At 72.9% G+C, this 10,986-nt stretch carries 12 protein-coding genes; 6 read left to right on the top strand and 6 right to left on the bottom strand.

The window, feature by feature from the left end:
* Positions 1 to 44 precede the first annotated feature (44 nt).
* Positions 45 to 617: a hypothetical protein gene (locus ABIC29_RS00185; RefSeq protein ID WP_147309098.1), complete on the bottom strand. Its 573-nt coding sequence runs from the start codon at positions 615 to 617 to the stop codon at positions 45 to 47.
* Positions 618 to 650: 33 nt separating this feature from the next.
* Positions 651 to 803: a hypothetical protein gene (locus ABIC29_RS00180; protein WP_354241653.1), complete on the bottom strand. Its 153-nt coding sequence runs from the start codon at positions 801 to 803 to the stop codon at positions 651 to 653.
* Positions 804 to 902: 99 nt separating this feature from the next.
* On the opposite strand from ABIC29_RS00180, the gene ABIC29_RS00175 reads away from it, so the two are divergent.
* The 3 genes from ABIC29_RS00175 to ABIC29_RS00165 all read left to right on the top strand — a co-directional run bounded on the left by ABIC29_RS00175 (position 903) and on the right by ABIC29_RS00165 (position 3,392).
* On the top strand, positions 903 to 1,367 hold the full coding sequence (locus ABIC29_RS00175; RefSeq protein ID WP_158551727.1) for a TetR-like C-terminal domain-containing protein: 465 nt from the start codon (positions 903 to 905) through the stop codon (positions 1,365 to 1,367).
* Positions 1,368 to 1,404: 37 nt separating this feature from the next.
* Positions 1,405 to 2,328: a 2-hydroxyacid dehydrogenase gene (locus tag ABIC29_RS00170; RefSeq protein WP_354241650.1), complete on the top strand. Its 924-nt coding sequence runs from the start codon at positions 1,405 to 1,407 to the stop codon at positions 2,326 to 2,328.
* Positions 2,329 to 2,420: 92 nt separating this feature from the next.
* Positions 2,421 to 3,392: a serine hydrolase domain-containing protein gene (locus ABIC29_RS00165; protein WP_116080352.1), complete on the top strand. Its 972-nt coding sequence runs from the start codon at positions 2,421 to 2,423 to the stop codon at positions 3,390 to 3,392.
* Positions 3,393 to 3,397: 5 nt separating this feature from the next.
* On the opposite strand, the gene ABIC29_RS00160 is transcribed toward ABIC29_RS00165, so the two are convergent.
* Both ABIC29_RS00160 and ABIC29_RS00155 read right to left on the bottom strand, forming a co-directional pair.
* Complete coding sequence (locus tag ABIC29_RS00160) at positions 3,398 to 5,035, bottom strand: alpha/beta hydrolase (RefSeq protein WP_354241647.1); 1,638 nt, start codon at positions 5,033 to 5,035, stop codon at positions 3,398 to 3,400.
* Between the two features lie 170 nt (positions 5,036 to 5,205).
* Positions 5,206 to 6,177, bottom strand: coding sequence for an aldo/keto reductase (locus tag ABIC29_RS00155; RefSeq protein WP_354241644.1), 972 nt, complete (start codon positions 6,175 to 6,177; stop codon positions 5,206 to 5,208).
* A 289-nt stretch (positions 6,178 to 6,466) separates the two neighbouring features.
* Here ABIC29_RS00155 and ABIC29_RS00150 point away from each other — a divergent pair, with 289 nt between their 5' ends.
* Positions 6,467 to 7,399 carry an endonuclease domain-containing protein gene (locus ABIC29_RS00150; RefSeq protein WP_354241641.1) on the top strand — a complete coding sequence of 311 codons (933 nt, stop codon included), beginning with the start codon at positions 6,467 to 6,469 and terminating at the stop codon, positions 7,397 to 7,399.
* A gap of 166 nt (positions 7,400 to 7,565) precedes the next feature.
* On the opposite strand, the gene ABIC29_RS00145 is transcribed toward ABIC29_RS00150, so the two are convergent.
* A complete protein-coding gene (locus ABIC29_RS00145; RefSeq protein ID WP_158551725.1) occupies positions 7,566 to 8,342 on the bottom strand; it encodes an IclR family transcriptional regulator in 777 nt (258 codons plus the stop codon).
* 229 nt (positions 8,343 to 8,571) lie between these two features.
* Between ABIC29_RS00145 and ABIC29_RS00140 the strand changes: the two genes are divergently transcribed.
* Complete coding sequence (locus ABIC29_RS00140) at positions 8,572 to 9,162, top strand: DJ-1/PfpI family protein (protein WP_354241638.1); 591 nt, start codon at positions 8,572 to 8,574, stop codon at positions 9,160 to 9,162.
* A 26-nt stretch (positions 9,163 to 9,188) separates the two neighbouring features.
* Here ABIC29_RS00140 and ABIC29_RS00135 read toward each other — a convergent pair whose 3' ends face one another.
* Positions 9,189 to 9,683, bottom strand: a complete 495-nt coding sequence (locus ABIC29_RS00135; protein ID WP_354241636.1) for a DUF1707 SHOCT-like domain-containing protein — start codon at positions 9,681 to 9,683, stop codon at positions 9,189 to 9,191.
* Positions 9,684 to 9,820: 137 nt separating this feature from the next.
* On the opposite strand from ABIC29_RS00135, the gene ABIC29_RS00130 reads away from it, so the two are divergent.
* Complete coding sequence (locus ABIC29_RS00130; protein ID WP_116080346.1) at positions 9,821 to 10,972, top strand: NYN domain-containing protein; 1,152 nt, start codon at positions 9,821 to 9,823, stop codon at positions 10,970 to 10,972.
* Positions 10,973 to 10,986: the final 14 nt, after the last annotated feature.

The following is a 10,986-nucleotide window of genomic DNA, read 5'->3' as shown; positions in this document are numbered from 1 at the left end:
CGGCGACGATGGGGTCGGGTGCCGGCCGCGTTCGACCGGCCCGGTCAGTGGCCGTGGGCGGCGAGCTGGATCAGCACCACGCTGAGCCCGACCGCCATGAGCGCCGCGAGCGCGACGAGCTGCTTCCACCAGGGCGCATGGGTGCGTCGCACGCCGAGGTAGGCGATCACCCCGAGCGTCACGACGTACACGATCGACACGATGCGCAACGCCGTCTCGAGCTCGACGAGGCCGACGACCGCGAGCACGAGCACCACGACGGGCACGCCGGCCGAGGCGAGCGCCGAGGCCGCGATGCGGAGCATGACGCGAACTTCGTGGCCGTCGGGGAACCTGGCATGCACCGACAGGAACGAGATGACGTCGGCGGCCAGGCCGGCGGCCGTGATCGCGAGGATGCCCACGACGAGCTCGATCGCGACGCGGCCGGCGACGAGATGCTCGACGTTCGTCACCTGCACGAGCACGATGGCGAGGCCGGTGAAGGTCGCGTAGACGCGCTCCTTCAGCGCCTCGGCGCGCACGTTCTCGGGCTTCACCCGATGGTCGTCCACCGCGCTCTCGGCGGTTGCGTCGTTCTGGCCTCCGGAACTGGATCCGGCCCCCGCGTCACCCATGAGCGTTACGGTATCAGCCGATGCGCCGCGAGGTCAGGCGTTGACGGATGTCGCGCGCACGCGCCCCTGGGCCTGCTCGGTGTCGCGCATGCCCAGGGCCGAGACCCCGACGCCGAACGTGACGAAGTCGCCCGTCGGGCGCACGCCGATGCCGACGATGCGGCCGTGCTCGTCGCCGTCGCTCACGTCGAGCCCGTGCAGCAGGGCGTCGGTCGCTTTACATTGTCAAGCACCGCATCGCCGCACTTGCCCGAAGCCCCTCCGAGAACGACGATGGGAGTCACGATGACCGAAACGATCCCCACGGGAGCACCCGGGCGCGCGGCCTTGCTCCGCGCCATGCAGGAGCGCGCCGCCCACCTGCCGGGGCGTGAGCGGCTCGTGCGGGACTCACTCGAGTTCGTGGCGTTCGCGCAGCGCAACCCGGCGCACTTCGACGCCATGTTCCGCACCCCGAGCATCGCCCACGGCGACGACACGCTGGACCGGGCGCGTCTCGCCGCACTCGGCGGCCTGCGCGCGCTCGTCGTCGAGGTGCACGCCTCCGGCGACATCGGGGGCGACGTCGAGACCACGTTCCTGCAGCTCTGCGCCATGAGCCACGGCATCGCGTCGCTCGCGGTCGACGGCCTGCTGCACGGGTTCGACGAGCTCGCGCCGAGCGCCGACCCGACCGACGTCGCCGAGCGCATCATCCGCGCCCAGGTCGAGCAGCTCCCGAGACCGCGGTCGTCCGACCCGCGACCGTGACGGATGCCGCGCGCGAGCGCTCTGAGAGGATCGAACGATGACCGACCGACTGCTCGTGTCGCTGCCCGGCGCCACCCTCCGCGACGCGGTCGGCGACCTGCCCGACGGCGTCGACGTCGTGCTGTGGGATCTCACCGGCCCGGCCCCCGCCGACCACCTCGATCTCGTCGTGCCGCCCTACATGGGCGCCTCGGCGAAGCTCGGCGCCCTCTCGGGCGTCAGCACGCGCCTCGTGCAGTCGCAGTCGATCGGCTACGACGACGTCGCCGCGGCGCTGCCGCCCGGCCACGTCTACGCGAACGCGGCATCCGTGCACGAGACCTCGACCGCCGAGCTCACGCTGGCCCTCGTGCTCGCGGCCCAGCGGGGCATCCCCGACTTCGTGCGCGCCGCCGGCGAAGGGCGCTGGGCCCCGGCCAGGCACGCGAGCCTCGCCGACCGCCGCGTGCTGCTCATCGGCTACGGCGGTGTCGGCGCGGCCATCGAGGAGCGGCTGCTGCCCTTCGAGGTCGTCGTCACGCGCGTGGCCAGCCGCGCCCGCGACGACGACCGCGGCCGCATCCACGGCATCGACGAGCTGCCCGAACTGCTCCCCAGCGCCGAGGTCGTCATCGTGGGCGTCCCCCTGACGGATGCCACGACCGGGCTGGTCGACGACGCGTTCCTGTCCGCGCTGCCCGACGGCGCCCTCGTCGTGAACATCGCCCGTGGCCGGGTGGCCGACACCGATGCGATCCTCGACCACGCGACGCGCGGCCGGCTGCGCTTCGCGCTCGACGTCACCGAGCCCGAGCCGCTGCCGGCAGGGCACCCGCTCTTCGCGCTGCCGAACGTGCTCGTCTCGCCCCACGTCGGCGGCGCCTCGACCGCGATGATGCCGCGAATGGCCCGGCTCGTGCGCGACCAGGTCGACCGGATGCGCCGCGGCGAGGAGCCGCGCAACGTCGTGCTGCGCACCTGAGCTGCGCGCTGCCGCTCGGCGCCGACCGCCCCGACCACGCCGGCCGCGCCGACCACGGAAACCCTGCACGCGAACCACCCGGAAGGACCACCATGCCGATCTTCGACCACGCCTTCGACTGGGCCCGCCGCAACGTCGAGCATGGTCCGCTGCCCTCGGCCGTGCTCGGCATCGCCACCGCCGACGGCACCGTGGCGCTCGACGCCTTCGGCGCGGCATCCGTCGACGACCACTACCCGCTGTTCTCGGTGACGAAGCCGATCGTCGGAATGGCCGCCCTGCACCAGGTCGAGCAGGGGCGACTCACGCCCGACACCCCGCTGACCGACGCGGTGCCCGAGTTCGGCGCCGGGCGCGACGACCTCGTGCGACTGCGCCACCTCGTCAGCCACACGTCGGGCATCGTCGAGCCGGCCATGGACGACCCGCAGGGCCTCCGCCGCGGCCTGCTCGAACCCGGGCGCGACTTCGCCGCGGGCACGGTCAGCCGGTACTCGACGATCGCGTTCGAGGGCGTCGCGGCGCTCATCGAGCACGCCTCGGGCGCTCCGTGGGAGCACGCCGTCGCGACCGTCGGCGCGCGCGCCGGCGCCACGGGCTTCACGTTCGACGCCGACGCCAGCCGGCATGACCCGATCGAGGCGGCCGAGCAGGGGCTCGACTACGCGAGGTTCGCCGCCCAGCGGCATCCGGGCGCCGGACTCCTCGGTCGTGCCGAGGACCTGCTGGCCGTGGGCAGCGCACTGCTCCGCGACGACGGGTCGCTCGTCTCCCGCGCGACGAGTGCGGCCATGCTGCGCCCGCTCACGGCGGGACTGCCGAAGCTCGAGCCCTACCCCGCGTCACGCGGCCAGGACTGGGGCTTCACGTGGAACCTGCGGCACTCGGCCCCCGGCCTGCTGACGACCGACACGTTCGGCCACGGCGGTTGGGCCGGCACCGAGTTCTGGATCACGCCCACGCTCGGCGTGTGCTTCGTGCTGCTCACGAACGTCGGCGGCGGCTTCGGCCGGTTCGGCGTGAACGCCGACCACCTGCACAACGCCGTGGCCGCTGGGGCCTGAGCCGGCTACTCGCTGACGCTGCCGACCGGCTGCACCTCGGCGTACCCCTCGAGCACGCCCTGGACGCGGTCGATCGCCGCATCGTCGAGTCCGCCGTCACCCGTGATCGCCTGCCACCCGTCGAGCACGACGTCGCCGTAGTTGTGGCCGTGGCTGGCGGGCACGCTCTCGCCCATGAACATGTCGATGACGAGCTGCAGCGCGGTCACCCCCGGGATCCAGCGCATCGAGTCGCTGACCTCGTCGGCGCGCTCCTCGGGGGTCAGCCAGTCGGGCTCCGCCCAGAGCAGCTCGAGGCCGAGCCAGGTGACGGGGTCGTTCGCGTGCTGCAGGTACGCGACGCGGGGCGACTCCCAGTCCGGGCCGAGCGCATGGAAGTCGCCGGGCACCGACAGCCACCGCACCTCGCGTCCGCCGTCGACGACGGGCTGCCACTGCGGGCTGCCCTCATCGCGCTCCGCGGTGAGGGTGCGCCACATCGTCGAGCCGTTCGGGCTGCCGATGAGGAGCGCGCCCTCGGTGTTCGCGCGCAGGTCGTCGAGGCCGTCGAAGGCCTCCTGCGTGCCGTGGGCGCCGAGGCTCAGGCCGTAGACCACGAGCTGCGGGCGGGTCGCCTCTGGCAGCGTGTCCCACTTCGCCTTCACCGCGTCGAACAGGGCGACGGATGACGCGACCGGCGCATCGGGGTCGAAGAGGAACGAGACCCAGCTCGGCGTGTACGCGTACTGCATCGACACGATCGCCGTGTCGCCGCCGTGCAGGTACTCGACGGCGTCGACCGCCTGCGGCTCGAGCCAACCCGACCCGGTGGTCGTGGCGACCACGAGCACGTCGCGGTCGAACGCCCCGGTGCGCTCCAGCTCGCGCACGGCGATCCCGGCGCGCTCCTCGACGGTCGGCGCGTTCGCCTGGCCGACGTAGACGCGCACGGGCTCGAGCGCCGGGCGACCGGTGAGCTCCTCGATGTCGGCGGCCTTCGGACCGCCCCCGAGGAAGGCCGTCCCGTGCCGGCCGACGAGATCCCACTCGACCTCCGAGTCGGGGCCCGCCGAGCGGAAGGCGCTCATCGGCTCGGTGACCCACGGCGCCGCAGGGCCGTTGTTCGCGAGGGAGAGCCGATCGATGCCGAACATCAGCACGGCCACGGCGGCCACGGTCGAACCGACGACGATCGCCGTGGCGAGCGTGACGCCCCAGCCCCGGCCGAACCTGGCCGTCATCCGGATGCCGAGCCGCCGCTCGGCGCGGGCGAGCGCGAGGCCGATGAGCACGACGGGCACGAACCCGACGAAGAAGAGCAGCGCGTCGAACCCGTCGATCTGGGGCATCTCGACCGTTCGGCGAACCTCGTTCTGCCACCCGACCGAGGCGAACCCCAGCGCGATCGCGAGCAGCACGGCGACGCCCAGGTACACCCACCACGCGATGCGGCGGTGTTCGGGCTTCGGCCGCCAGTGGACGAAACGTCGCACCAGCCACCACGCGAAGACCCCGATGCCGTACCCGATGAGGAACGCGAACGCGGTGATGATGCCCTGGAACAGCGCGGGACGCGGCAGCAGCGACGGCGTCATCGAGAGGGCTGCGAAGAGCAGCCCGATGAGCGCGCCTCCTGGATCGAGCCTCCACCAGCGAGCGTGCACGCGAACCCCCTCCGGCATCGCGCTCCGGCGACGTCACCGCATCATGGCACGGTGCGCTCGCCCGGCGGCGGCGACACGGGCCTTCGTGAGCCGTGTCGCCGTGTCGCCGGCGTTCGCCGGGTTCGCCGGGTTCGCCGCGACCGCCAGGTCTGCCGCGTCTGCCGTTCGGCTCAGGCCGAGGCGGCCGCGAGCGCGGCGAGCTCCTCGCCGGTCAGCTCGAGCGCGATCGACGCGAGCAGGTCGCCGAGCTGGTCGACGGTGCGGGCGCTGGCGATGGGCGCGACGACGGTCGGCTGCTGCCGGAGCCACGCGAGCGAGACCGACGCGACGGATGCCCCGTGGGCGGCGGCCACCTCGTCGAGCACGACGAGCACCCGGTCGCCGCGCTCCCCGAGGTACGGCGCCGCACCGCCCGCGCGAACGCTGGCGCCCTCGGCGGTGACATCCGCCTGGGAGCGGTACTTGCCGGCGAGGAACCCCTTCGCGAGCGAGAAGTACGGGAAGACCGCGAGCCCCTCGCGCTCGGCGCGCTCGCGCAGGCCGTTCGTCTCGAAGTCGCGCTCGACGAGGTTGTAGTGCGGCTGCAGGGCGACCGCGCGGTGCAGGCCGTTCGCCTCGGTCGCCGCGAACCACTCGTCGATGCGCTCCGCCGTGTAGTTCGAGATGCCGATCGCGCGCACCTTGCCGGCGTCCACGAGCGAGGAGAAGGCCGCGACGGTCTCCTCGAGCGGCACGTCGGCGTCGTCGAAGTGGGCGTAGTAGAGGTCGATGACGTCGGTGCCGAGGCGCTGGAGCGAGGCATCCGCCGCCGCCCGGATGTTCGCGGCCGACAGGCCGGCGAAGTCGGGGTGCGTGCTCACCTTCGTGGCGATGACCACGTCGTCCCGCGAGCCGCGCGACGCGATCCACTCGCCGATGAGGCGCTCGCTGTCGCCGCCCGTGTTGCCGGGCACCCAGGCCGAGTAGCCGTCGGCGGTGTCGACGAAGTTGCCGCCGCCAGCCGTGAAGGCATCGAGCACGGCGAAGGTCGCGTCGCGATCGGCGGTCCAGCCGAACACGTTCGTGCCGAGCGAGAGCGGCGCGATCTCGAGGTCGGATGCGCCGATGCGCACGCGGTCGGCGGTCTGGGCGGATTCGGTCATGGTGACTCCTGACGGTTCGGGCTCTGGCACGGAGCACGGGCATGCGCCCGGCGGCGACAGTGAGTCCAACGACGACCGGATGCGGGTATTCCCCTGTTGCCCCGCGTGACGCGCGCGCTCGCGCAGGTCGCTCGCACTCGACGCAGAAATTCAGGAGATCCCGGCACGTGGGCCCCTGTGGGCGTCTCTAGGTCGAGATCTCCTGAATTTCTGATGCCGCCCGCCCGGGTTTGTCCACAGTCCCCGCGTTCCCGGGCCGACCGCGCCGCCGGGCGGGCAGACTCGCCCCGTGACGGCGAGCGCGGGGGTGACGGCGAGCGCAGGGGTGACGCCGGTCCTGCGTCATGCAGGCGGTGCGGCGGGCTTCGCGGCGTTGGAGGCCGCGGGCGTGAGGCGCGAGGCTGCGGCGAGCGCGGTGCGTGCCGGTACTGCGACTCGGATCCGGAACGGATGGTTCGCCGCGCCGGACGCCCCGGACGACGTCGTGCGCGCGATCAGGGTCGGCGGCATCGCCACCGCATCGACGGTCGCGAGGATCAGCGGCCTCTGGGTTCCCGAACACGACCGGCTGCACGTGCGCGTGGCCGCGAACGCCTCACGGCTGCGATCACCTCACGATCGCACGCTCCCCCTCGACGCCGCCGCGCATGGCGTCTGCCTGCACTACCGCGGGCGGATCCGCGGCACCATCGGCCGCGATCCGCTGTCGACCGCCCTCGGCGAGATGTTCGCGTGCACGCCGATCACCGATGCCCTCGCGGCAGTCGAGTCGGCGATCGAACGCCGCGTGCTCGATCCGGGACACCTCGACGCGGTGCGCGAGGCGATGCCGATCGGTCGCCGCGCCGTGCTCGATCGGCTCGACTTCGGCGGGCAGTCCGGCCTCGAGACGAAGGTCCGGCTGTTCCTTCGGAGCCGCCGGATTCGGTTCCGCACCCAGGCACCGATCGAGGGCGTCGGCCTCGTCGACTTCCTCGTCGGAGATCGGCTCGTGATCGAGGTCGACGGGTGGAGCTTCCACCGTTCTCAGTCGCAATTCGAGAACGATCGGCGGCGCGACTTCGAGCTCATGACGCGTGGGTACCTCGTGCTGAGGCTGAGCTACCGGCAGGTCACCCACGACTGGGAGCGCACCTCGGCGGGGATCCTCGCATTGCTCGCACGCCGGGAGCACCGGTGGCGCGTCGGGCCGATCGGTGCCGGGCCCTTCCCGTCGATCTGACGCGTCTCCCGCCGACCGGCCATCCGCGCCGCCCACGGGCGCAGATACTCAGGAGATCCCGGCATTCACGCCCCTGTGGGCGTCCATAGGTCAGGATCTCCTGAATTTCGCGGCGGCCACGAACGCGGGCCCGGTCCGGCGGGTGCGGTTGCCCCGCCCGGAGCGCTCAGCCCGCGAGCCGCGCCGAGACCTGCCACGCGCCGCGGCGGACCGCGCGCTCGAGCTGCGCGGACCGGGCGGCGAAGTCCTTCGCCTGCACCGAGACCGAGACGGCTCCGACCGTGCGTCCGGCGGCCGAGCGCACGGGTGCCGCGATGCAGGCGAGCTTCGGCAGGTACTCCTCGATCTCGACGGCGACCTGCTGCGCGCGGATCTCGTCGAGCTGGTCGTTCAGCGCCGCGGCATCCGTGATGCTCGACGCCGTGAGGCGGGTGGGCGAGTGCCGCTCGAGGAACCTGGCCACCGCGGCGTCGTCGCGGGAGGCGAGCATGAGCTTGCCGAACGCGGTCGCGTGCGACGCCTCCGAGAAGCCGACGTGCAGCTGGCCGATGCGCGGATGCGCCACCGAGTCCTCGATGTGCGCGACCGCGATGTCGTCGCCGCGGAACACCGTGAGGTACGCGGGCGCGCCGACCGCGTCGTGCATCGCCCGCAGCACTTGGCGCACGGGGTCGGTCGCGACGAGCTGGTACTGGAGCGCACGCCCGAGCTGGTCGACCGTGCGGCCGAGGATGTAGCGGTGCTCGCCCGCCTGCCGCGCGAGGTAGTCCTGCTTCTGCAGGGTCGCGAGCAGTCGGTACGTGGTCGACTGCCCCAAGCCGAGCCGCTGGGCGATCTCGGCGGCGGTGAGCCCGGTGGGCGCCGCGCCGACGAGCTCGAGGATGCGCAGCACGCGCTCGGCCGACTGGATGCCCGCGCCGCCGTGGCGCTCCTCTGCGCTCATGCCCCCGATGCTACGCCCGGCGTCCGGCCGGCGACACGGCCGCACGGCGGCGAGCGCAACCGATCCTGGGGCGTTTCGCACATAGTGCGAACGACGTGTGACACGGATGCCGCGGCGGCGCAGAGTTGGCCCCGTCGCCGCCGACCGCGGCGGCCGCCCGAGTCGCCGACCCGTGGCATCCGACCAGCTGGCGCCTGTACAGCGACGTGCAACCCCGGAGGTACCCCTCATGACCAAGATCCTCATCATCACCGGCGACGCCGCCGAGACGCTCGAGGTGCTCTACCCGTACGAGCGGCTGAAGGAGGAGGGCTTCGAGGTGCACATCGGCGCGCCCGAGGTGCGCAAGCTGCAGTTCGTCGTGCACGACTTCGTCGACGGCTTCGACACGTACACCGAGAAGCTCGGCCACACCTGGCCCGCGGATGTCGCGCTCGCCGACGTCGACCCGGCCGACTACGCCGCGATCGTGATCCCGGGCGGCCGTGCGCCCGAGTACCTGCGCAACAACGAGGACGCGAAGCGCATCGTGCGGCACTTCTTCGCGACGGATGCCCCGGTCGCGGCCACCTGCCACGGGCCGCTGCTGCTCGCGGCCGCCGGGGTGCTCGCCGGGCGGACCTCGTCGATCTACCCCGAGCTCGCGATCGACGTCGAGGTCGTCGGCGGCGTCTTCGAGAACGGCGGCGGCGTGGTCGACGGCAACCTCGTCACCTCGCGGGCATGGCCCGACAACGGCACGTGGATGAAGGCGTTCCTCGGCGTGCTCGCGGCCGCCGGAGTTCGGGGCGAGAGCGAGCTCGCCGCGGCATCCGCCTGACCGCGATGCGAGTGCCGCCGCCGATGTCAGCGCCGGCGGCGCTCGTCTGCCCCGGGCCCGTAGATGACGATGCCCGCGATGGGCACGAGCAGCCACCACAGCCACGCCCACGCCCAGCCGCCGAGGAATCCGCTCACCAGGAACAGGATGAGCGCGATGAACGGCACGAGCGCCATGACCGTGGCCCCGACTCCGCCGCCGAGCGCACGCGAGCCCGACCGGCCAGACGGCTCGAGGTCGGGATCGGTGAAGGTCGCGGGGCGGCTGACGGGTTCGGGGTCGCCGTAGCGTGCACCGGGTGAGCCCGGGGCGGGCGGCGTCTCCGCCGGCAGGTCGGCGAACAGGGGCACGAGGTCGCGTCGGGTGACGGCGGCGCGTGCCGCCGCGGCCCGGTCGCCGTACTCGGAGGCCGACAGCCGCCCGACTGCGTGGGCGTCGGCCAGGAGTGCCACTGCACGCTCCCGCTCGGCGTCGCTCAGGCGGAGGTCGGGCTGCTCGGGGCTCGAGGAGGGGTCGCTCATAGGCCCAGTGTGGCCGAGCGCGCCCGACGGGCCAACCCCCATGCGCCCGGATCGACGGGCCCGTGCCCGGTCTGGCACCGGGATCTGCTCAGGTCGGCGGCGTAGCATCGGAGGCACACCCTCGATGGAAGGTATCCATGCCCATCTCGGCAGAACCCCGCGTGGCCCTGTATTTCGACTTCGACAACATCGTCATCTCGCGATACGACCAACTGCACGGCGACAGCCAGTACCGACGGGACACCTCGCGGCGCAAGACGGTCACGGCCGGCTCCGAGACGGCCGAGCGCCTCGTCCAGGCCACGGTCGACGTCGACGCGGTGCTCGACTTCGCCGCGACCTTCGGGACGATCGCCATCGCGCGCGCCTACGCCGACTGGTCGACGCCCGTGAACGCCAGCTACCGGGGACAGCTCATCGACCGCGCCGTCGACCTCGTGCAGCTGTTCCCGCTCTCGGCGACGAAGAACGGCGCCGACATCCGCCTCGCCGTCGACGCGATCGAGGACATGTTCCGCATCGACGACCTCACGCACATCGTCATCGTCGCGGGCGACTCCGACTACGTCGCCCTCGCGCAGAAGGCCAAGCGCCTCGGCCGCTACGTCGTCGGCATCGGCGTCGCCGGCGGCACGAGCCGCGCCCTCACGGCAGCCTGCGACGAGTACGCCGACTACGACGCGCTGCTCTCGACCGAGGACACGGTCGATCAGGTGGCGGATGCCGCAGGGCCGGCCCCCGCGGCCTCCTCGCGCCGCGGTTCGCGGAAGTCCGCCCCCAAGGGCACCGCCGCCGACGGCGCCGACGAGTCCGCGGCCGACGGGGCCTCCGCGGGCGACGGCGCAGACGGCGCAGACGGTGCCGGCGGTGCGAAGTCGGATGCACCGGCTGCCCCGGCCAAGCGCACGAACCGCCGCGCGAAGTCGGGCGGAGCCGCGTCGCGAGCCGCGGCATCCGCCGTCGACGACGACGAGGAGCTCGTCGAGGCCGCACCCACGGGCCCGCGCGGCGTGCCCACCGTCGCGTTCATGTCCCCCGAGGCCTCCGCGCCCACGCGCAACCCCGGCCGGCTGCTCGTGAAGGCCCTCGAACTGCTCCGCGCGAAGAACGACGACGAATGGCAGTCGTCGGGCGCCGTGAAGAACCAGATGCTGCGCATGGACCCCTCGTTCCAGGAGCGTCGACTCGGGTTCGGCTCGTTCACCGACTTCCTGAAGTCACGCGGCGGCGTCGTCGAGGTCGACGAAGCGGGTCGCGGACGCGTGCGCATCCGGCCCGACAAGGACTGACGCCGGCGGGTCTC

It is taken from the genome of Agromyces sp. PvR057 (genome assembly GCF_040547485.1).
Lineage (GTDB): Bacteria > Actinomycetota > Actinomycetes > Actinomycetales > Microbacteriaceae > Agromyces.
Note: the sequence above shows the minus strand (reverse complement) of the source record. Positions and strands in the feature narration are given on the sequence as shown.